The 22,552-nt window shown below is 40.6% G+C and carries 22 protein-coding genes; 6 read left to right on the forward strand and 16 right to left on the reverse strand.

Features of this window, described 5'->3' with window-relative positions; genetic code table 11:
* The first annotated feature begins 88 nt into the window (after positions 1-88).
* The 3 genes from MHI41_RS14455 to bioB all read left to right on the forward strand — a co-directional run bounded on the left by MHI41_RS14455 (position 89) and on the right by bioB (position 2,204).
* The gene (locus MHI41_RS14455) at positions 89-466 is read left to right on the forward strand and encodes a helix-turn-helix transcriptional regulator (RefSeq protein WP_007500560.1); all 378 of its coding nucleotides are present in this window, start codon (positions 89-91) and stop codon (positions 464-466) included.
* A gap of 243 nt (positions 467-709) precedes the next feature.
* The gene (locus MHI41_RS14460; RefSeq protein WP_003213146.1) at positions 710-1,060 is read left to right on the forward strand and encodes a hypothetical protein; all 351 of its coding nucleotides are present in this window, start codon (positions 710-712) and stop codon (positions 1,058-1,060) included.
* A 148-nt stretch (positions 1,061-1,208) separates the two neighbouring features.
* Complete coding sequence (gene bioB, locus MHI41_RS14465) at positions 1,209-2,204, forward strand: biotin synthase BioB (protein WP_019743562.1); 996 nt, start codon at positions 1,209-1,211, stop codon at positions 2,202-2,204.
* Between the two features lie 40 nt (positions 2,205-2,244).
* Here bioB and MHI41_RS14470 read toward each other — a convergent pair whose 3' ends face one another.
* From MHI41_RS14470 to MHI41_RS14485, 4 genes are all read right to left on the reverse strand, one after another.
* Positions 2,245-2,718, reverse strand: coding sequence for a hypothetical protein (locus MHI41_RS14470; RefSeq protein ID WP_008344156.1), 474 nt, complete (start codon positions 2,716-2,718; stop codon positions 2,245-2,247).
* A 171-nt stretch (positions 2,719-2,889) separates the two neighbouring features.
* Complete coding sequence (locus MHI41_RS14475; RefSeq protein WP_024719699.1) at positions 2,890-3,723, reverse strand: undecaprenyl-diphosphate phosphatase; 834 nt, start codon at positions 3,721-3,723, stop codon at positions 2,890-2,892.
* A 127-nt stretch (positions 3,724-3,850) separates the two neighbouring features.
* Positions 3,851-4,993: an AI-2E family transporter gene (locus tag MHI41_RS14480; RefSeq protein ID WP_116306123.1), complete on the reverse strand. Its 1,143-nt coding sequence runs from the start codon at positions 4,991-4,993 to the stop codon at positions 3,851-3,853.
* Positions 4,994-5,058: 65 nt separating this feature from the next.
* Positions 5,059-5,451: a DoxX family protein gene (locus MHI41_RS14485; protein ID WP_008344160.1), complete on the reverse strand. Its 393-nt coding sequence runs from the start codon at positions 5,449-5,451 to the stop codon at positions 5,059-5,061.
* 200 nt (positions 5,452-5,651) lie between these two features.
* Between MHI41_RS14485 and MHI41_RS14490 the strand changes: the two genes are divergently transcribed.
* Positions 5,652-6,641 carry a Gfo/Idh/MocA family oxidoreductase gene (locus tag MHI41_RS14490; protein WP_282833465.1) on the forward strand — a complete coding sequence of 330 codons (990 nt, stop codon included), beginning with the start codon at positions 5,652-5,654 and terminating at the stop codon, positions 6,639-6,641.
* Between the two features lie 55 nt (positions 6,642-6,696).
* Here MHI41_RS14490 and MHI41_RS14495 read toward each other — a convergent pair whose 3' ends face one another.
* From MHI41_RS14495 to MHI41_RS14515, 5 genes are all read right to left on the reverse strand, one after another.
* Positions 6,697-7,221 carry a type 1 glutamine amidotransferase domain-containing protein gene (locus tag MHI41_RS14495; protein ID WP_282833464.1) on the reverse strand — a complete coding sequence of 175 codons (525 nt, stop codon included), beginning with the start codon at positions 7,219-7,221 and terminating at the stop codon, positions 6,697-6,699.
* Between the two features lie 90 nt (positions 7,222-7,311).
* A complete protein-coding gene (locus tag MHI41_RS14500) occupies positions 7,312-9,300 on the reverse strand; it encodes a methyl-accepting chemotaxis protein (RefSeq protein ID WP_017358970.1) in 1,989 nt (662 codons plus the stop codon).
* A 369-nt stretch (positions 9,301-9,669) separates the two neighbouring features.
* On the reverse strand, positions 9,670-11,646 hold the full coding sequence (locus tag MHI41_RS14505) for a methyl-accepting chemotaxis protein (RefSeq protein ID WP_007500548.1): 1,977 nt from the start codon (positions 11,644-11,646) through the stop codon (positions 9,670-9,672).
* A 176-nt stretch (positions 11,647-11,822) separates the two neighbouring features.
* Entirely contained in the window at positions 11,823-13,811 is a 1,989-nt protein-coding gene (locus MHI41_RS14510) for a methyl-accepting chemotaxis protein (protein ID WP_025207886.1), read from the reverse strand.
* A 126-nt stretch (positions 13,812-13,937) separates the two neighbouring features.
* Positions 13,938-15,929: a methyl-accepting chemotaxis protein gene (locus tag MHI41_RS14515; RefSeq protein WP_008345759.1), complete on the reverse strand. Its 1,992-nt coding sequence runs from the start codon at positions 15,927-15,929 to the stop codon at positions 13,938-13,940.
* Between the two features lie 156 nt (positions 15,930-16,085).
* On the opposite strand from MHI41_RS14515, the gene MHI41_RS14520 reads away from it, so the two are divergent.
* Positions 16,086-16,826, forward strand: coding sequence for a protein-glutamine gamma-glutamyltransferase (locus tag MHI41_RS14520; RefSeq protein WP_342494266.1), 741 nt, complete (start codon positions 16,086-16,088; stop codon positions 16,824-16,826).
* 21 nt (positions 16,827-16,847) lie between these two features.
* Here the strand turns inward: MHI41_RS14520 and MHI41_RS14525 are convergent, their stop codons facing one another.
* From MHI41_RS14525 to MHI41_RS14550, 6 genes are all read right to left on the reverse strand, one after another.
* Positions 16,848-17,096: a hypothetical protein gene (locus MHI41_RS14525; protein WP_017358966.1), complete on the reverse strand. Its 249-nt coding sequence runs from the start codon at positions 17,094-17,096 to the stop codon at positions 16,848-16,850.
* 24 nt (positions 17,097-17,120) lie between these two features.
* Positions 17,121-18,152 carry a nitronate monooxygenase gene (locus MHI41_RS14530; protein ID WP_342494267.1) on the reverse strand — a complete coding sequence of 344 codons (1,032 nt, stop codon included), beginning with the start codon at positions 18,150-18,152 and terminating at the stop codon, positions 17,121-17,123.
* Positions 18,153-18,166: 14 nt separating this feature from the next.
* Positions 18,167-18,568 carry a secondary thiamine-phosphate synthase enzyme YjbQ gene (locus MHI41_RS14535; RefSeq protein ID WP_007500538.1) on the reverse strand — a complete coding sequence of 134 codons (402 nt, stop codon included), beginning with the start codon at positions 18,566-18,568 and terminating at the stop codon, positions 18,167-18,169.
* Positions 18,569-18,703: 135 nt separating this feature from the next.
* Complete coding sequence (locus MHI41_RS14540) at positions 18,704-19,996, reverse strand: hemolysin family protein (protein WP_007500537.1); 1,293 nt, start codon at positions 19,994-19,996, stop codon at positions 18,704-18,706.
* A 48-nt stretch (positions 19,997-20,044) separates the two neighbouring features.
* On the reverse strand, positions 20,045-20,719 hold the full coding sequence (locus MHI41_RS14545; RefSeq protein ID WP_024719711.1) for a zinc metallopeptidase: 675 nt from the start codon (positions 20,717-20,719) through the stop codon (positions 20,045-20,047).
* Positions 20,720-20,799: 80 nt separating this feature from the next.
* Positions 20,800-21,024: a hypothetical protein gene (locus tag MHI41_RS14550; RefSeq protein ID WP_008345775.1), complete on the reverse strand. Its 225-nt coding sequence runs from the start codon at positions 21,022-21,024 to the stop codon at positions 20,800-20,802.
* A gap of 126 nt (positions 21,025-21,150) precedes the next feature.
* Between MHI41_RS14550 and MHI41_RS14555 the strand changes: the two genes are divergently transcribed.
* Complete coding sequence (locus MHI41_RS14555) at positions 21,151-22,137, forward strand: potassium channel family protein (protein ID WP_148944034.1); 987 nt, start codon at positions 21,151-21,153, stop codon at positions 22,135-22,137.
* On the opposite strand, the gene MHI41_RS14560 is transcribed toward MHI41_RS14555, so the two are convergent.
* A complete protein-coding gene (locus MHI41_RS14560) occupies positions 22,134-22,535 on the reverse strand; it encodes a YugN-like family protein (protein ID WP_024719713.1) in 402 nt (133 codons plus the stop codon). The two genes, MHI41_RS14555 and MHI41_RS14560, sit on opposite strands and share 4 nt — an antisense overlap.
* Positions 22,536-22,552 lie beyond the last annotated feature (17 nt).

The raw sequence follows: 22,552 nt of genomic DNA on the forward strand, positions 1-22,552 counted from the left end.
CATATTTTTATTCTTTTTGTGTATTTATTTATCTTTTCCGTGTAATTCATGATAAAATTTACACATAATATGAAAAAAGGTGTTTCCGATGGATAATTTGACTGGAAAGATTCTAACTGAATTAAGAGAGAAACATGGATGGAGTAAGTCTACCGTTGCCAAAAAACTTGGATTAAAGGCGATGTCAACCTATGCTAACTGGGAATATGGATTGAGAAAGCCAGATGGTGAAATGATTGTGAAAATCGCCGAGTTATACGGTGTCTCAACAGATTATCTTCTCACAGGTAAAGACAAAAACGCCTCTGATGACGATCTTGCAGATGATCCTGATTTGCAAATTGCGTTTAAAGCTGCCTCCGATTTTTCTGAAGAAGCACGAAGACAAACCATCGACTTTATTAACTACATTAGAGAGAAAGAGAAACAAAAAGGCCGTCAGCCAAAACAGACAGACGACAAATAAAAGATCTCTTTTTATAAAGCATCACATAGCTGGGTAGATACCCAGCTTTTTTTATGTCTCTTTTTCCTCCTAAAAAAGAATGACATATGAATAAAAAATCATGTTTTTTTTGGGTAAAATCGTCTTCCCACACATAATATGTGACAATTTTCACCAAAAATACTCATTTTTCCACTTATTTTGATTGACATATAATTCTATTATTATTAATATATGTATATACCAAAAAAAGGAGTGTTACCGATGAAAAAATTAATGAAAGCTTGTACATTGTCTTTAGCTGCTTTAGGTGCTCTTACGTTCTTCCAAACTGAAGGTGCTCATGCAGCTGCACAGCCTAAAGAACCAGTTATAGCAAAAGCTCCTATTATGAATAAAGTGATTACAGTGAACCGCACACTTACTGTAGGTTCTTCAATTGCTGTCTCACTTCCAGCTAGCCAAATTTCTGTATCAGGCGCAACGTATGCCATTCAATTAGACCAAACTGCTCCAAATTTCACTTGGATCCGTGCTGTACAACGCGGTTCTGTTACAGTGTCTTACTATAATTCACTAGGTGAGCTCGTCATTAACTATATTACTGTTCGTTAAGCGATTTTTTTCATATGAAAAGGCGATGACTACATGTTCATCGCCTTTTTGTGTTTTTACTTTTAAGCTGCTTACCAGTGCTTGCCAATCTATATCTATTATGTTAACTTTTAATAAAAATAAGTTTACATATTGAGAGGGGCTTATGATGGGAAAAATAACGTCTTTGTCTTGGGAAACGATCGTGAAGAAAGCCATCAATCATGAACAGATTACGATGGAAGAAGGTCTAAAAATTCTTGGAGCAGACGACGCAGAGTTGCTGCCTATTATGCATGCAGCTTATCAGGTGAGATTTCATTTTTTTCAAAAAAAGGTGAAGTTAAATATGATCTTTAACGCCAAAAGCGGATATTGTCCTGAAAACTGCGGGTATTGTTCACAATCGGTGATTTCAACAGCTCCTGTTGAGAGGTATACAATGCTTGACCAAAAAACCATTGTGGCCGGTGCGCGTGAGGCGTTAAAAAGAAAAGCAGGGACTTATTGTATTGTAGCAAGCGGGAGAGCACCTTCGCACCGTGAATTAGATGAAGTCACCGCAGCAGTGAAGGAAATTACTGAGACAATGCCTTTGAAAGTTTGTGCATGCCTTGGGTTATTAAATGAAGAAAAAGCGAAGCGGCTGAAGGAAGCGGGTGTTCATCGGTATAATCATAATCTCAATACACATCAAGATCATCATGCTCATATTACAACGACCCATACGTATGATGACCGCGTATCGACCCTTGAGAAGGTCAAACAGTCAGGGATGTCACCATGTTCAGGGATTATTATTGGGATGGGCGAAACCAATCAGCAAATTGTCGAAATGGCTTTTGCGCTTAGAGCCCTTGATGCGGATTCGATTCCCGTCAACTTTCTCCATGCAATTGAAGGAACGCCTCTTGAACATCAAGAACGCACACATCCGATCAAAGCGTTGAAGGTTTTGGCACTGATGCGATTTATCAACCCGGCTAAGGAAATTCGAGTATCTGGGGGAAGAGAGTTTAATTTACGAACGCTTCAGCCTCTCGCATTATATGCAGCGAACTCTATTTTTGTAGGCGATTATTTAACGACAAAAGGACAGCAAGTTCAAACCGATCATCACATCATTGAAGATTTAGGTTTTGAAATAGAAGAATGTGCGCTTTAAAAAAGTCTGCCGATGAATCGGCAGACTTTTGACGTTGAGATTAGAATCTTTTATGGAAATCGACAGTACCGCTTCCTTCTTCGCGGTCAAAGCTGCCAACAAAAGTCCAGTTAATATAGCCGCCGTCACCATTGTTGACAAACGTACCATCTTCAAATACCCAAATACCAAACGTAATGCCGTCATATTCAACACTATCATAATAGACAACATTGTTCAGTCCGCTAAAGTCATGATCTTGGCTTAAGTTTTGAACAACTACGTTGTAATTTTGACCTGCTTCATAGAATGCACTGTATGCCGCATTTTTTACAAATCCATCACGATTTTGAGATGATTTTACTGCTTGTTCAATTTTATCGGCAATGGCTACTGGATCAATCGAGACACTTCCATCGACACCTGTTGTCGTAGCAGCTTCAGCCTTTTGACCAAAAGTCGTAAGAGATAAAGGGACAGCAACCATTGACGTAGCAATCACAGAGCTAACAAAAAATTTACTTGTTTTCCTCATTATTTCTAACTCCTCCTTTAATTGGTATGTTTATGTACTACCCTTTTCTTTGTCACTTAAACACTAATTTAAGAAAAAACTTCTTTTTCTACCAATTAAGAGGCTGTTTTTACTGTTTAAAAGGGCAAAACAACAAAAAAACTACTCTTTTAAAAGAGTAGTTTTCCATCATTACATAAACAGGATAAATAAAATCAGACCTAGGATGATTCGGTAGATCGCAAAAGGCACAAGTTTGATTTTATTAATCAGTTTTAGGAAGAATCGAACAACAAAGAGAGCCACAATAAACGCACTCACAAAGCCCACAATAAAGAATGGAAGCATGTCTGTTGTTAAATATTCGGCATTTTTAACAAGTGTCAAGAGGCTTGCTCCCGCCATAATCGGCATGGCCATAATAAACGTAAAGTCAGCCGCCGCTCGGTGATTCAGACCAAGAATAACACCACCTGCTATTGTAGAACCTGAACGCGAGAAACCTGGCCATAGTGCTAAACATTGAAATAGCCCGATATACAGCGCTTGTCTGTACGTCATATTATCCACAGAGCTTGTTTCTGTTTTACGTTTATTGATCCAATCAGCGACAAGCATCAGCACAGCCCCTAAAATCAAACCGACGGCGACCGTTCTCACATCAAACAAATATTTATCAATATAATCTTCAAATAAGAATCCTAAAATGACGGCTGGGACGAGTCCAACAGCAATTTGAGCAATGGTCAGCTTATGTCCGCTGCGTTTTTGTTCTTCTGTGATATTTTTCTTTAAGCCTAACAAGTTCAAAATACGATCTTTGAACACGATCATGACAGCTAAAATAGAACCTAACTGAATCACGACTTTAAATGTGTTTGCAGCCTCTGGCGTAATGATGTCTTTTGATTTTAGCCAAAGATCATCAACAATGATCATATGTCCTGTAGACGAGACAGGTGCATACTCTGTTAATCCTTCGACAATTCCTAAAACCAGTGCCACGAATAAATCCCATAGATTCATGATTTTCTTTCCTTTCAATTCTGATCTTTTGAACTGGCCAAACATCTATGTCCACATAAAGACAAGCTTCCTTTTTCGAAAGCTCGTCTTTATGATACTATATTTTTTTCTAAAAAAGATTATGACATCAAACCTTTTCTTCTTTATACAAATTGGATCGCATTTTGAACCAGTCAAACAGGTGGGTCGTGATCACTTTCAGAACGGCATACGTCGGAATCGCAACAATGATGCCGACGACACTGAACAATTTACCTGCTGTTAATAGAACAAAGATAATCGTGATCGGATGGATATGAAGGTTTTTCCCCATCACCTGAGGAGAAATGAATTTCCCTTCAATGAGCTGAACCACTGTCCAGACAATGATGAGTTTTAAAAGCATCACTGGTGATGTCACAAGCGCAATCACAATCGCTGGTGTAATCGCAATGGTTGGACCAAGGTATGGCACTACACTTGTACATGCCGCAATAATCGCCAGCAGCAGCGCATAGTCAAGTCCAATAATCATATAGCCAATTAAAAGAAGAATACCGATACAGAAGCTGACAATGATCTGCCCGCGTATATAAGAACTCAGACGATGGTTCATTTCGTGAAGCACGATATGAGTATGGTCTCTTAGCTTATTCGGAATAAATTTCAAGAAATAGTCAGGCAGTTTTTTGCCGTCTTTTAATAGATAAAACAGAATGAACGGAACCGTCACGATCGAGATAATAATTTCAGTAAGCGCCCCTAAGAAAGTGCCGACTCCGGTAAAAGTGCTTTCCAAAATCTTCGTCGCTTGACTTGACGCTTTACTTACCAATTCAGAGACGTTAAAGTTCATCGTTTTCTGCACTTGACTAATAAAGTTACTTCCAGTTAATTGTCTAATCTGTTCTTCTACCGTATCAACGTATTTTGGCAGATTATGAAACAGACTCATCGTTTGTGCTTGTAAAAAAGGAATAATGGACACGATGGTCACTGTAATAATCCCAATTATGAGAATATATAAAAGCAAGATCGAAAAGATCCGTTTGACCTTAAATTTCTCTAATAAATTCACAATCGGATTTAATAAATAATACACAACCCCCGTTAAAATAATCGGTAAGGCAATGGTTTTGATGAGTACAATGAGCGGTGTGAAAATAAAAGATGTTTTCATGAAAACAAGGATATTCAAACCTATTAATAGCAGAATGAGTAAAAAGAGAACAAACTTGTTATCAAGAAAAAATTTTCTAAATCGACTGCTCCACATTTGCATAGAATTCATATCTTTCCTCCAAACACGGGCTATTTTATTAGTAAATTGTACACTACTTGATCATCATTTTGTGATCATTGTTTCAGCTTTTTTTCACGTTTCGCAATGGACATGGCCCATCCAATCAATATCGGTTGTCCGATTAATCTCATCCATAACAAGGCTTGTTCTGTGCTCTCTTGCCCTGGAAATGGAATCCCTTCTCTCGCAGCAAAAAGGTTCGCAGGGAAAATGAGCACCAGATAGACAGCGATCATTTTTGCTGCCACAATCCTTACGTTTGGAAGAAGCAGTAATACGGCCAGCAGCCATTCCAAGCATGCGGTGGCATAAATGATGCCATAGGGAAATGGCCATCCAGACATCATGCGGGCAAAGCCGCTTGGCTCTATCACATGAAAAACACCGGCTGCTATGAATAAAAGCGCGAAAGCGTATGTACTTCCTATATGTAGGATGCGCTTCATGTTCGTTTCCTCCTCCCTCCTTCTCAAGTATTACCCGAATGAAGGAGGAAACTATCCACTTTTCGTACATTTATATTCTTTATGTAAGACGCATCAGCTAAGGTAAAGGTTTCATCCGCTTTTCAATAAAAAAGAAGATTCTTTCATACAAACGCTTTCAAAGCATGTATAATCAGAGAAAAGCAGAAGGAGGGAATGTGATGATTCGATTTGCTGTCATCGGAACGAATTGGATTACAGATCGATTCTTACAGGCTGGTGAAGGAGTGGAGGATTTTACATGTACGGCCGTCTATTCTCGGTCTGCTGAAAAAGGACAGGCATTTGCAGGCAAGTATGGCATTGATACCGTCTTTACTAATTTACAGCAAATGGCGGCAAGTGATGCGTTTGATGCTGTGTATATCGCAAGTCCAAACGCCCTTCACAAAGAGCAAGCGATGCTGATGATGGCGCATCAAAAACATGTATTATGTGAAAAACCATTGGCCTCTCACCGTAAAGAGGCTGAAGAAATGATTGCTGCTGCGAAAAAATATCAGGTGTGCTTAATGGAAGCGATGAAGACCACATTTCTGCCGAATTTTCTTCAAATCAAGCAGCATCTTGATCAACTAGGCCCCATTCGGCAAGTGATCGCTCATTACTGTAAATATTCCTCAAGATACGATGCCTACCGAAACGGTGAGATTCCAAACGCTTTTAAGCCGGAATTATCCAATGGCTCCTTAATGGACATCGGCGTGTATCTTGTCTTTCCCATCATTTATTTATTCGGGCTGCCACATCAAATCACCGCAAGAGGCTATACACTTTCTTCTGGAGTAGATGGGAGCGGTTCATTACTTTTACAATATGAAGGACATCAAGCACTTCTTTTCCATTCAAAAATCTCAACATCTCATGTATCTGCTGAAATTCAAGGGGAGGATGCCACAATGGTGATTGATCAATTCCATCGCCCTTCTCGTATCATCATCCATGATCGGAATGGACAGCAAACCGATATTTCTATCAAAGATGATCAACCGGCTATGTATTATGAAATCGATCACTTCATTCAATGCATCAAGCAAAAAAAGGGGCAGTCTCCAATCAATACATTTGCCTTATCCGTTCAAACCATGTCCGTCATGGACGAGGCGAGAAGACAAATGGGCATTATCTATCCAGCCGACAGACAAATGTAATGAGGCATTGAATGAACAAAGGGCGTTTTACAGCCCTTTGTTTGTTCGTGTGAATCTAGTTTGCCGCTAATACATCGGCAAATGCTTTCACATATGGCGGAAGGTCCGGCGGGCGTCTGCTAGATACAATATGACCATCTGTCACAACGGCTTCATCAAACCATTCTGCTCCAGCATTCATCATATCATCTTTAATACCAGGTGTACTCGTTACTTTTTTACCTTTCAGGATACCAGCTGAAATGAGCACCCAGCCGGCATGACAGATTTGTCCGATCGGTTTGCCCTTTGCATCAAACGTACGAACGATGTCTAATACTTCTGGATATCGGCGCAGTTTATCGGGCGCCCATCCCCCAGGAACGAGAACCGCATCATAATCATCTGCTTGAATGGAATAGAAGTCTGCATCTGATACAGCCGGCACTCCGTACTTCCCGATATATTCATGATCTGCTTTTTCGCCTACGAGATGGACAGTTGCCCCCTCTTCTCTTAATCGCAAAACGGGATACCATAGCTCTAAATCTTCAAAATCATCACTGACTAACGCAATGACCTTCTTATTTGATAAACGCATAACATCTCTCCTTTTCTTCGGATTTCCTCTATTGTACGAGATCATCTCTTAAAAAGAAAAGCGGTTCCCCTTGAGGAGAACCTCTTTCTATTATTCACTGATCTTGAATTTTTTAATTAAGTCACGCAATTCTTCCGCCATTTGGGAAAGCGTCGTCGAAGAAGAACTAATCTCTTCCATTGATGCCAGCTGTTCTTCTGCTGATGCCGCGATATCTTGAATACTTGCTGAACTCTCTCTCGATACATCTGCAATTTCATTCACTGCTTTAGAAATTTGCTCAGATCCTTTTGAAAGCTCACGAACTGTCGTATTCATTTCATTGATTCTTGTCGCAATTTCTGCCGTTTGCTGATTGATTTGTGAGAAGCTTTCTTTTGTTTGATCTGTAATTGATAGACCATTTTTTACTTCTTCATTCACAGATTTGAACATATTTTGAGACGTTTCAATTTCAGAGACAATTTCTTTGACGAGTTTTTCAATCTCTTTTGCAGAATCTGATGATTGAACCGCCAGCTTACGGACTTCTTCTGCTACAACCGAGAAGCCTCTGCCTGACTCGCCCGCACGTGCTGCTTCAATGGCTGCATTCAGAGCCAGTAAATTCGTTTGATCTGCTATACCGTTAATGACACCTAAAATGTTGGTGATATCTTTTGATTTATGCTCTAATCCGTTGATCACACTTTCAGCTTCTTTCACTGAATGATCAATCGTTTTCATTTGGCCAACTGTCTGTTCAACAAGCTGTCCGCCTGTTTCTGCGACTGTTTTTGATTGAACCGATGATTCTGTAATGACATCAGATGTTTGTGCAACTTCATTTAGCCCTTCGTTCATTTGTTTCAAGTGGGCTGCACTTTGTTCCACCATTTCACTTTGATTTTCGTTTCCGTTCGAGAATGTTTCAATGGATGATGTAATATGTTCGGTTGCTTTTGTCGTTTGACCTGCACTTGCCGTCAGTTCTTCCGACGATGACGCCACGTTTTCAACAGATGTCTGTACAGCTTGGATCACATCTCTGAGTGACTCACTCATTTCATTAAAACTTGTACCGAGCTGACCAATCTCATCCTTTGACCGGACATCAATTTTCTCTGTTAAATCTCCTTCGCTAATCTTCTTAGAAGAGGAGACAAGCATGGAAAGTGGTTTTGTAATAGAACGGATGATAAAGAAGATGAGAATACCGCCAATGATGAGCGCACCAGCTAATATAATGGCCGCCATATTGAAGACTGGCTGCGCCGCTTCTTCTACTTCATTGACAAACATTGTACCGGCAATTTTCCAACCAGTCGCTTTGTTTGTTGTGAACTCCATTTGCTTTTCTTTTCCTTCAAACATATAACTCATTGAACCTTTGTCTTGTGTATAAAGCTTGTCTACCCAATCACCTGTTAATTTTGTTCCTGCTTTTTTCGTTGGATGTGCCACGTATGTCCGATCTGGGCTTCCGATAAAAGCATGACCTTCTTTACCAATATTGATACTATTAGACTCTTTTACTAGATTCGCAATGTCCAGGTTCATCGCAATAACACCAGAACCATCCTCTAGTTTTTTAGAAATCGTCACAACAAGTGTACCAGTTGATGCGGTTGGATATGGAGCGGAAACTGACAGCTCACCGTTTTTCGCCCAGCCATCTTTGTACCAATCCCGCTCAGTTGCGACATAATCAGCAGGCATTTTTTGATTTGGATATCTTGAGAACACTTTTCCATCACTTGAAGCAACAAAGATGCCTTCTGTGTCATCATTCATGCTCATGAATTGCTCAAAGCGCCCTTGAATATCAGTCGTTCCTTTTTGCCCCAGCTTTTTCTTCGTAATCCATTTGCTAAAGAAATCGGCTGCGTCTGTTTTTACTTTCACAACCTTCGTAATGTTTTTATCCAGCTGTTCTACATTTTCCTTTGCACTTTGCATGATTTGATCATTTAAAGAGGTGCTCGCCGTATGATATGAAGAGAATGCCAATACGATAATTGGGCATAAAAGAATAAATAAGAAAGAGAAAACGAGCTTTTTTGATATAGATGGTTTTTTGAAATACTGTATGAAATTCATAAAAAAGAAAACTCCTTTTAGTAAGATAGTATATATATCGGAAGTACTACTAGGTTCTTTACTTTTTTAATTTATTAAAGTCTAGGTAAGTCCAAAATACCCAAATTATGTGCAAAGAACGGAAAAACACCTGACGTCAAAACGTCAGGTGTTCCAAATTATTGACAAAGGGCTAAAATGAATTTGATTTTAGCCCTTTTCTTCTTTTCAGCGTGATAGAAAACCTTTGCAGCCCTAGGAAGGACGAGTACTGGCGCGGAGCGAATTTGAATTCGTGAGCACCAGCACGCAGGACTGACACCGAATGCGAGGGTTTGTCTACACGCTGAAACACCTGACGCCAAAACGTCAGGTGTTCCACTATGACTCTTATATTTTAAATTGTTTGATGAGCTCTCTCAGTTCTTCTGCCATTTGGGATAAAGTGGCGGAAGATGAGCTGATCTCTTCCATTGATGCCAGCTGTTCTTCTGCTGAAGCCGCAATATCTTGGAAACCTGCGGAACTTTCACGTGAAAGCTCTTTGATTTGATTGACTGCTTGTGAAATATCGTTTGAGCCATGAGAAAGTTCTTGGGCTGATCCATTCATTTGTTTCATTTGTTCTGTCATTTCTGATGTCTTATGGGTGATTTTCTCAAAACTCACTTTCGTTTCATCTGTAATGTTTAATCCAGATTGAACTTCACCTGCTACTTGTCTAAACATCTTCTGCGACTTTTCAATTTCATCTACGATTTCGTTCGTCAGACTTTCAATTTCTTTTGAAGAGCTGCCTGATTGCTCTGCAAGCTTGCGAACTTCTTCAGCGACCACAGAGAAGCCTCTTCCTGCCTCACCTGCACGTGCGGCTTCTATCGCTGCATTTAAAGCAAGGAGGTTCGTCTGATCTGCAATGCCGTTGATAACTCCAAGAATGCTTGTAATGTCCTTAGATTTCTGTTCTAGCCCTGCAATCACAAGCTCCGCTTCTTTCACTGCTTGTTCAATCGTTTGCATTTGACCTGCTGTTTTTTGAACGAGCTCTCCACCAGCCTGAGCGGTTTTGCTAGACTCGATAGATGATTCCATCATATGAGAAGTCGTGTTGACCATATGTGATAAGCTGCGATCCATGTCGTTTAACTGGACAGAGCTTTTTTCGATCATCTCATTTTGATGTTCATTGCTGTTTGAAAACTGTTCAATAGATGAGGTAATATGCTCAGTTGCTTGGGCTGTCTGTCCTGCACTAGCTGTTAATTCTTCAGATGAGGCAGCCACATTTTCAATTGAATTCTGGACGGCTTGAATGACTTGTTTCAGCTTTGCCGACATATCGTTAAAGCTCTGTGCAAGCTTGCCGATTTCATCGTGTGTGCGCACCTCGATATGCTGGGTGAGATCCCCCTGACTGATTTTCTCAGCCGATTCAGAGAGCTCTATGAGTGGTTTTCGGATCGATTTAATAATAAAATAAATCGCGATTCCACCGATGACAATCGCAGCAGCTAGGATGATCATGGTTAAGTCAAGCACTGGCTGTGCGGCTTCCTTCACTTCGTTGACATACATTGTTCCCGCAAGCTTCCAGCCTGTTGCTTCATTTGTGTCATAAAACATTTGCTTCGGCTGTCCGTTGAATTCATATTCGAAACTGCCTTTTTTATTGTGATACATCTTTTCGATGAAATCGCCTGTCAGTTTCGTCCCGGCCTTTTCCGTTTTATGAGCAATGTAACGTTGGTCTGAGGTAGCGACAAACGCATAACCTTCTTGACCAATTTTGATGCTGTTTGTATCTTTCACAATCGTGTTCAATCGTACATTTATACCAATGACACCAGAACCATCTGCTAACTGTTCTGATATTGTGATGAGCAGGTCATCTGATGACTTGTCTGTAAAAGGATCTGAAATGATGAGTTTGTCGTCTCCCATTGATTGTTGAAACCATGGTTCATTTTTTGCGCTTTTGGCACTGCCTTTATGAATCTCGGAATATTCAGTTAGTTTACCATTCTGATCTGCAACAAATACTTCTACGACATCGTCGTCTGTTTCCGATAGTTGCTCTAATTTCACCTTAAGTAAATCCTTATTTTTAGAGGCCAGTTCCTTTTTTTTCACCGATTTAGATAAATATGAAACAATATCAATTTTAGGCTGTACATCTTTATTGATCAGTTCATTTAATTGATTCACACCATTTGCAGCGCTGGACATAATCTCATCATTGAGAGACTTAGACGCCACTTCATAGGAAAATGCGGCCAACACAAGAATGGGCACTAGGAGAATCGCTAAGAATGCAGTAATTAATTTCTTTGACATCGTAAAGTGCTTAAAAAAGTTGATTTTTTTCATGACTCTACTCCTTTTGGTTTATGATTTGGGATCATCCCCCTCTATTTTTAGGTAATACGGATTATTTTTCAAGGTATAATGTTCAAAAAACCACCAAAATAATCATATTTACCTATTTCTTTCGTTATATTCAGTTCAAAAAAGAACCCCCTAGCTGGAGGTTCTTTTCATTTTGTTTATTCAACTTTAAATTTGCTAATCAAATCACGTAATTCTTCTGCCATTGAAGAAAGGGTGGCTGAGGATGAGCTGATCTCTTCCATTGATGCCAGCTGTTCTTCAGCTGAAGCGGCAATGTCTTGAATATTGGCGGAGCTTTCACGTGATACGTCTGCAATTTCACGGACAGCCTCAGAAACATGTGCAGATCCTTTTGACAGCTGGACAACTGTTCGATTCATTGTTTGGAGCTGATCTGAGATTTCTTTGGTCATGTCGAAAATATTGTGGAAGCTGACTTTCGTTTGTTCAGTAAAGCTTAAGCCTGATTGAACTTCTTGATTTACTGCCGTGAATACTTCTTGTGATACATCAATATCTTGAACGATTTCTTTGATTAAGTTTTCAATTTCTTTCGCTGAGTTGGCAGATTGAACAGCAAGTTTTCTTACTTCTTCTGCTACAACGGAGAAGCCTCGACCAGATTCGCCAGCTCTTGCTGCCTCAATCGCTGCATTCAGCGCAAGTAAATTCGTTTGATCTGCGATGCCATTAATGACACCAAGAATCTGGGTGATATCTTTTGATTTGCTTTCCAGCGCACTGATGACATTCTCTGCTTTTTTCACTGATTGATCAATCACGTTCATTTGAGAAGCGGTTTTTTCCACTAGCTGTCCGCCTTCTCCTGCAATCTCTGTTGATTTGATGGATGAAGCGGTAATCGATTCAGCCGACTCATTCATGTGCTGAAGGCCTCTGTTCATTTCTTCTAACTCTTCTGAGCTTGATTCCACTTTATCATTCTGGCTTTCGTTACCAGTAGAGAATTGTTCAATGGCTAATGTAATATGCTCTGTTGCTTTACTTGTTTGTCCTGCGCTTGCGGTCAGTTCTTCTGATGAAGAAGCGACATTTTCAACAGAGGTTTGGACGGCGCCAATGAGGGATCTTAATGAGTCAATCATCGTATTAAAGCCTTTACCAACTTGTCCTATTTCATCATCTGATTGAATCTGAAGTTTATCACGTAAATCACCATCGCTGACCTTTTTCGAGAAACGGGCAAGATTGGATAATCTAGTTGAAATAGAGCGGACAATAAAGAAGATGAGGGTTCCTGCTACGATCAGTGTCACACTGAACACAATAATGGCTGTATTGAAAACGGGTTTAGCTGCATCCTCTACTTCTGATACGAGCATCGTGCCGCCGATTTTCCAGCCGGTTAGTTCATTGGTGACATACGCCACCTTTTTATCTGTTCCATTGAGTGTATAGCTGCCGTTTCCTTGTTTGTTTTTAAAAATAATGTTCGCCAAATTCTCATTGACTTTGCTTCCTGGCTTTTGGGTTGGATCTGCTAGCACGGTTTTATCCTTCTCCATGATGAAAGCATATCCTTTTTGACCTATTTTAATTTCTTTTAGCTTTTGAATGAGGCTGTCAATTTCCATATCAAGACCAATTACCCCTGAGCCATCTTTCGTTTTTTGGGCAATGGTGATGACCATTTTACCTGTAGATGCTGCGACGTATGGCTTCGTGATGACTTGTTTACCATCAGCACTCATGGCCTCTTGATACCACGGACGCTCTCGCGGGTCATAGCCTTCAGGCATTTTTTGAACTGGGTATTGCATGAACAAGCCCTTTTCTGAACCCGCATAAATGGCTGAGACATCTTTTTCATTAATTTTTCCGTATTGCTGCAATTCTTTAATGGTAGCTTTTCTATTTTTTTCTTGAAGATTAGCCGCTTTGAGATCATCTGTAAACAGAGTCACAGCCTCTGCCTTGTTCCCAATATTCTCATCGATTAAGGTATCAAATGCATTGACCTGACTCATCGCACTGCCCATAATCTGTTTGTCTAACTCTGTTTTTGATGTAAAAAATGCACTGATTGTGAGTGCGACGGTTGGCAGTATGAGGACTACCAAAAAGGCAATAACTAATTTTTTAGAAATGGATGGTTTTTTGAACCATTGGATCATTTTTCCCATTTTCTCTTTCCCCCTTTACTTCTCTAAAGTTATTATCGGATGAAAGGTTTATTTTTAGAGGGCTGGAAATGACGTTTAAAAATAAAAAAAATACCCAGACAATTCTGGATATTTTTTCATCGTTTTTTAATCAATTTTAAATTGACTTGTCAGCTCTTTTAGCTCCTCAGCCATATTGGCAAGTGTGACAGAAGAGGACGAAATTTCTTCCATAGATGCCAATTGTTCTTCAGCAGATGCCGCAATATCTTGAATGTTCGCCGCACTTTCTCTTGAAACTTGACGCATCTCCTGCATAGCTTGTGACACAAGTTTTGATCCGCTTGATAGGTCAACCGCTGTATCATTTAATTGAGTGAGCTTTTTCGACATACCTTCTGCCGCCTCATAGATGTTTTGGAAGCTTTCTTTTGCTTCTTCTGTCATCCCAAGTCCTGCATTTACTTCTCGGTTAACAGCTTTGAACATCTCTTGAGATTTGGAAATTTCCAACACAATTTCTTGGATCAGCTTTTCAATTTCTTTCGCTGAATCTGCGGATTGGACCGCTAGTTTTCTGACTTCCTCTGCTACGACAGAGAAGCCGCGCCCTGATTCACCTGCTCTTGCTGCTTCAATGGCTGCATTGAGTGCAAGTAAATTCGTTTGATCTGCGATGCCATTAATGACATTTAAAATGCTCGTAATATCTTTAGATTTGTATTCTAATTCTTTCATGACTTGTTCTGCTTCTTGTACAGATGTGTCGATATGTTTCATTTGATTCGCTGTGCTTTCAACGATACGTCCGCCTTGTCCAGCCGCTTCTGTCGATTGAATGGAGACAGCAGTCACTTCTGATGAAGTTTGTGACATACCTTGTAATCCTTCATTCATTGCGACAAGCTGATTCGTGCTAGATTCGACTTTCTCATTTTGTGCTTCATTCCCATTTGAGAATTGTTCAATCGACATTGTGATATGCTCTGTCGCCTGACTTGTTTGGCTGGCACTAGCAGTCAGCTCTTCTGAAGCTGAAGCCACATTGTCGACAGATTGCTGGACCGCTCGAATAACTTCACGCAAAGATTCACTCATCTTACTAAAGCTTCTTGTGAGGTCTCCTATTTCATCCTTCGATTTGGTTTCGAGGGTTTCCGTTAGATCCCCTTCACTCACCTTTTCTGAGAAATCAACAAGCCTTCTAAGTCCAATTGTGATGGAGCGAACGATAAAGAAGATAGCGATACCGCCAAGGATAAAAGAAGAAATTAAAAGAATAATGGCAGAATTCCAAACTGGCTGTGCTGCTTCTTCTGTTTCTGATACAAACATCGTTCCAGCAATTTTCCAACCTGTTAAATCATTTGTCACAAAAACGAGGCGTTTTTGCTCTCCTTTATTCTCATAAGTTGATGTTCCTTCTTTGCCGCTGTAAAGGATTGATGAAATATTTTCTGTAACTGCAGAGCCTGATTTTTCTTCTGGGTGAGCTACAATCTGTTTGTTTTTATTTGCAATAATTGGATATCCTTCTCGTCCAATTTTAATATCTTTGATTTTATCGACGATATCTTGAACATCAATATCAATCCCAATGGCTCCCGACCCGTCCTTCAGACGCTGAGCGATTGTGACAACCATGCCGTTTGTTGTGGCAGAGATGTATGGATTGGTGACCACAGGTTCGCCTTTTTCGTCCTGCATCGCCGCTTTATACCAATCACGAGTTGTTGGATCATAGCCTTTTGGCATGTCCACTTTAGGGAACTGAATAAAATCACGATTTTTACTTGCTGCATAAAATCCAACTACATCATCTTCATTGATTTTACTGTATATCTCAAAATGCTCATACAGTTCGTCCTGGTTTTTCTTTTTAAAGTCTGCAGCACTGGATGTTTCGGTAAACAGTTTGACTGCGTTCTCCTTATTCAAAAGCTTTTGCTCGATCATGTCATTCAGCTCATTGACTCTTGCGTTGGCTCCGTACATGATTTCATGATCTAATTCTTCTTTGGCAATCTGATATGAAATCGTACTGAGTGTAATGATAGGCAAGACGAGAACAAGTGTGAATGAAATAATCAGCCTTTTAGAAATCGATGGTTTTTTCAACCATTTTATGATACTTTTCATGTTTTTCCTCCTTTTAAACGTTATGTTTTATATCGGACAGCTTCATATTATTTTCATGTTTTTCAAATAAAAAGGATGTCTTTTTGTTTATTTTCACAAATTGATTCCTTGCCCAAGCATCCCGCATACGCTAATACAAAAGGGGGCGCTTTTCATATGATTATCCTTTCAGGACAGCCAGTGACAAATGAGCAGCTGGCATCGTTTCAGCTAGAAGGACAAAAGCGGATCATTTTGATGCAGTTACAAGCCTCAAATGATACGTTCCGTTATAGGCAGGCATCTGATTTGTTATTTGAGGTGACTTTACGATCGAATATCATGAATGCGGCAAGAGATTTGAACAAGAGCGGTGCCTCATTTGCTATCTTTCAAAGGTCCCGTGCGAATGACGCCTATTGGCGTGTATCAGAGGCCGGAGCGTTAGAACTGCGCTATCAAGTCGAGCCATCTACGGGGATTAAAGACATCTTTGAAAATGGCTCAAAATATGCCTTTGAATGTGCCACAGCGATTGTCATTGTGTTTTATATGGGAGTCCTGCAAACGGTAGGAGACGAGAAGTTCAATCGAAGACTTAGAAGTTTAACGCTGTATGACTGGCACTATGATACATTATCCATTTATACAGAGCGCGGAAATGATTTTATTTATGGGGATTGCCTATATTTCGAGAATCCAGAGTTTAGCTATCAACAGTCTCAATGGCGCGGAGAAAATGTGATTTTCTTAGGGGAAGATCAATATTATGGGCATGGGCTTGGGATCTTAACAGCTGCAGAGATTATCGATAAATTAAATGCCAGAAGACGGCCAGGGGCTGTTCAGTCCGCTTATTTACTGCCGCAGACTACTAGGATGGATGTTATTTATCTCAGGCAAATGTTTGGTAGCTAAAAAGGGCCTCTTGTCTATAGGTTATGACAAGGGGCCTTTGTATGCCTTGCGTTTGCGGTAATCATGGAGCGTGCCAAGCATTGTGTTTGCTAGGATTTCCATTTCTTCTAGATCGTTTCTTGTGACTGGAGGGTCGTGCTGATTCCATTTGACATAACGAACGAAATAGTAATGACGAATGGGGGTAAGGACGGCAGGGGAGTGCGGAAAATCATCAAATAGAAATTCAATTTGTCCTTTTTTCCGATATGAATGTTTTAAGATTTCCATCCTGTCACACCACCCATTATCAAATTATTTCTGCGTGAGTTCATGCATGATCTCTTCAACGGTTAAAATCGAGAGAATGCGGCCAACCCCCTGACCTGCCCAAAGAGCCATTTGTTCTCGGTTTCCTGCAGCAGCTGCCGCTTTTCGCATCGGTGTTGTCCATACATGCTGTATGGGATAGGGGAGAACCCGGTCTTCATTTCGTCTTTCTTCCTCCATCCACTGATTGACAATGCCTCTGGCTCTTTTCCCAGAGAAAAGCCGTGTCATCGCTGTTTCACTGCCTTCTGCCTGTAACAGCGCCTTTTTGTACACATCTGCCGCAGCACTTTCTTGACTCGCTAAAAATCGTGTCCCTATTTGAACCGCATCCGCTCCAAGTGCTAGTGCTGCTTTCATAGTGGTCCGGTCTGTGATCCCTCCAGCGGCGATCAATGGGATATGACAGACGGATATGACATCACTGATCAGGCAGAAAAGTCCCTGCAGAGCATCTCCCTTTGAAGGTAAGAAGGTGCCTCGGTGCCCTCCTGCTTCACTTCCCTGCAGGACAACGGCATCCATTCCTTTTTCTTCTAAAAGTAGTGCTTCTTCTTTTGTTGTAGCTGTTCCGATGAGAAAGATCCCCTTTTGTTTCAGGTGATGAATTGTTTGTTCGTTTGGACAGGCAAATGTAAACGACACAGCTGGGACTTCTTCTTCTTGAAGAATCTTGATTTTTTGTTCATAGTCCTTCCATAATTCTTCTTCTCTAGGGATCATCTGTGCTTCTTGTATGACAGGCAGCCGGTCTGTCCAAAATGATACATCTTCTGTTTTCGTTTCTGAAATGGGTTCAGGGACAAACACATTCACTTGAAATGGACGAGATGTCAGCTGTTTGACCTGTCTGATTTGCTGCCTCATCTTTTCAGGCTGTACATAACCACTTGCTAAGCTACCGAGACCGCCATATTGTGAAACAGCAGCGACAAGCTGCGGCGTCACCGCTCCTCCTGCCATTGGTGCTTGAATGATGCCATGTTCAATTTGAAGTAACGCTGTGAATTCTCCCATCTTCTCCCCCACCCTTACTCGTTAGATGATACCTGTACATAAAAGTGACGATGTCTCGGTCCGTCAAACTCACAAAAATAGATTCCCTGCCACGTTCCAAGCACAAGATCACCATGATGGACAAGAACGTGCTGAGATGCTCCCATATAACTAGCTTTCATATGCGCTGCTGTATTTCCTTCCATATGACGATCTTTTGGATGTTCCCACGGAAAGACTTCGTCAAGCCGGCGCAGCATATCTCGTTTGACGTCTGGGTCGGCATTTTCATTAATGGTGATTCCAGCCGTCGTATGTGGACAATAGACCATAACCGTTCCGTTTTGAATCCCAGTTTCCCGGACATATTGCTGAACTTCATGGGTAATGTCTATCATGTCATCGTGTTTGTCTGTTTGTACGTTGATTTTTTTCATTTCTCTGCTCCTTTTGATCATGTCTATAAAACCATACCCTTTTTATGTGAAACCAATCACTGCCGGTTGGCAGAAATAAATCTTCTTACCTAAAGTTTACCAAGCAAAAAAACCTCGTCAATAGCTCCGAGGTTTTTAGGAAAAGTGAACCTTTTTTACTTCTATGGTTCGAATATGATGATCTTCTGCATCGACGATTTTAAATTCACAGCCTTCTGCTTCAATGATATCTCCAATGTCAAAATCAATTTTATGCGTCATCATCCACCCTGCAATTGTATCAACATCATCATTTTCAATCGCTAAATCCAATAGATCATTTACTTCATCGATCAAGGCTTTCCCATCCATCACATAATGAAAGTCACCTTTTTTCACAATATGAGGGGTCTCATCTTGATCATATTCGTCCCGAATCTCCCCCACAATTTCTTCTAATATGTCTTCAACTGTGACGAGACCAGCTGTTCCGCCGTATTCATCTACAAGCACCGACATATGAATCCGTTCCTTTTGCATCAAAATCAGCAGTTCTTGAACCGGTGTACTTTCAATGACTCGAATAACAGGGCGCATTAAGTCTTCAATGGACACCTCTTGATTGAGAAAACTTGCTTTAAATACGTCTTTGCTATTGATCACACCAATGACATGATCTTTGTCTTCTTTAATGACAGGATAACGTGTATACCTTTCGTTCAGCATATAATGCGTCACGTCTTCCAGGCTCTGTTCAATTTCAATGGCTGAGATTTCTGTGCGCGGGATCATGATCTCTCTCGCCACTCGGTTATCAAATTCAAATATTTTATTGACATATTTGTATTCAGATTGGTTGATCTCGCCCTTTTCGTAGCTTTCAGAAAGGATGAGACGCAATTCTTCCTCACTGATCGCCACTTCATGTTCTTTGACAGAATGAAAACCAAATAATTTCACAATGCCTCGTGCAGCCCCATTTAATGCTTTAATAAACGGGTACATGACTTTATAGAAAAAAATAAGAGGTTTTGCCGTCACAAGACTGACGGCTTCTGCCTTTTGAATGGCAATCGTTTTGGGAGCAAGTTCCCCAACGACAACATGCAAAAACGTAATGATCACAAAGGCAATGATAAACGATATGATGTCTGTCAAAGCGGAATGAAGCCCTGCCTTTTCAAAAAGCGGATGCAGGAAATGTTCCACAGTCGGCTCCCCTAACCACCCTAAGCCTAATGCCGTGATGGTAATGCCAAGCTGACAGGCAGATAAATATTCATCAAGGTTGGTTGTCAGTTTCTGAACATGAATGGCTCTCTTATCACCGCTTTCAATCAGCTGATTGATTTTTGAGCCTCTAATTTTCACAATCGCAAATTCAGTGACAACAAAAAATGCTGTCGCAGCAATGAGTAATAGGACTAAAAATACGTTTAAAATATACAAAAAAACCCTTACCTAACACGGGTAAGGGCTCACCTCCTCTGGCGTCAATTAATCATTACGGCCATTTAGGAAGATCATTACAAAACGGAGCAATTCAAACAGGGAGACAAGGGCCGCTGCTACGTACGTAAGAGCTGCAGCATTTAACACCTTGTTCACGCCTCTTTCTTCACTGCTTCTAATGATTCCTTCTGAAACAATGATATTCTTTGCACGAGAACTTGCGTTAAACTCAACAGGCAATGTCACTAGCTGAAAGAACACAGCAGCTGAGAACAGAACGATCCCAAGCCCGATTAAGTTAAGGCTGCCGAGCAATAATCCACCTAGGAAAAGAAGCGGGGCAACACCAGATGCAAAGTTCACGACAGGGAAGATCTTATGTCTCAAGACAAGCGCACCATAGGATTCCTGATGCTGCAAGGCATGTCCAACCTCGTGTGATGCGACTGAAATGGCCGAAATGGAATGGCCATAATACACTGGTTCAGATAAACGAACCACACGCTGCGTCGGGTCGTAATGATCAGTCAAAGTTCCTCTTACCGGTTCAACGGGTACGTCGTATAACCCGTTGCGATCTAAAATATATCGAGCGGTTTCAGCACCTGTTTTCATACTGGCAGCTTCAACCTTTGAATACTTTTCAAAATTATTCTTTACTTTAAATTGTGCCCAAAAAGACAATCCCAATGCGGCAAATGTTAAAAAATAAAAAAACAGCATGCTCATCAGCTTCCTTTTATTTTATATATTTATTTACAATTTTAATGACTTTTATGTAACGTGTACAGCAAAAAGCACTAGGTCTTTTTAAGTGGAATCACTACACCAATGAAAAAGAAGAACATTCCGATGCATGCTGTATAAAATGTCACCGTTCCATATAGGTCTTGAAAAAAACGAAGCCACGAGAAATCATTCATGAAATGGTTCACCGCATTTAAATCAAACACGAGTAAAATCACCGCAGATGATAAAAAGTGGGCGCCGATAAAAAGAAGTACGGTCTTTTGAACAAACGACATTCGCATTCCCTCCTTCTTCTCTCTTATTTTAAGATATGGGTTCTATTTCAATACATGACGATGATGAAAAATTGTTTCCTAATCGGGCATACTGACATTAGCAGTCTCCCTGAAAGGACGAGTTCGATGAAATCAAACCGTATCTTTATTGCCTGGCTAAGATGGCCTCTTTACGTTCGCATTGCGATCATCATCTGTTTCTTGCTTCTCTTTTTTGGACAATTAATCGTCATACTTGAACCAAAGCAGTATCATACGATCTTTGATGGGATCTGGTGGGCGCTCATTACAGTGTCTACTGTGGGATACGGTGATTTTGTGCCGCAAACCATGCCTGGGCAAGTAGCAGGGATGGCGCTCATTTTGATCGGCGCCAGCTTTGTCACTGCATATTTTGCCACGCTTGCTGCCGCTGTATTTAGCAAACAGCACCATTATGTAGAGGGGAAGGTGGCTTTCAAGGGGAAAGGGCATCTTATTATTGTCGGCTGGAATGAGAAAACGAACAAACTGCTTCAATCGTTTCAAACCATTGATCCCGCCATGCCGATTGTACTCATTGATGATTCCTTAAAGGAAGGACCTCTTTTAGAGAATGTCCATTTTATTAAAGGCCATGGTACAGAGGATGCCACACTTCGCAGAGCAAATATTATGAGTGCTGATACATTGATGATTACCGCTGACCAGCATGAAAATGAAGTGACGGCTGATATGCAGAGTGTCTTAACCTTGCTTGCGGCAAAAGGATTAAATCCTTCGTTATATTGTTTAATTGAAATTTTAACCGATCGCTATGTGAAAAATGCTGAGCGGGCTGGAGCCAATCAAGTCATCCATACTTCTGATGCCGTGAATCATTTAATGGTGGAGCATTTTCTTTTAAAAGAACAGCTCATGGCGTTAAAAATAAAAAGAAACATGACCCTCCATAAACAGATCACCATCATTCCAGTACCGGCTTCATTAGCTGGAGAGACATTCTTAACGGCACTTCATCATTTTCTAGAGCATCATGTGATCATTGTAGGCGTACAAAAAAAAGAAGGACCCATGATGAATCCTCCTTTTGGGTATGAGCTTCATCCAGAGGATGAGCTGATCAGCTTTTAAAGCAGTACATCTTCTAATTCTTTGACGAGTGAAAAACCAATTTCGGCATAAGCCTTTGACACATCTCCGTCTTTCTCTTTCGGTTCTTGGAATTGGTTAAAAGATGCCCCGACATTTCCAACCATCGCATGGTCATCTAATTTATCTTGATAGACATGCTTTAAGAGAAATGGATGTCCCATTTTCACCACAACGCCTGGCTGATCCAGCTGTCCTTTCTCGGCTGTAAACGGAACTCTGAGAAAGGTATAGCCGTCACGGTTGTCAATTTTATAATCAAAATATCCATGATCATAATCCCAATTCCCATTAATGACATATCCGAGCGGCTTCATGTTTTCTTCTAAATGGTACAGTGAAAAGCTTTCACCAGTTAGCCTAGATGGTACATGAATCATACAGAACCCTCCTTTTT

It is taken from the genome of Bacillus sp. FSL M7-0307, assembly GCF_038627835.1.
Classification (GTDB): domain Bacteria; phylum Bacillota; class Bacilli; order Bacillales; family Bacillaceae; genus Bacillus; species Bacillus altitudinis.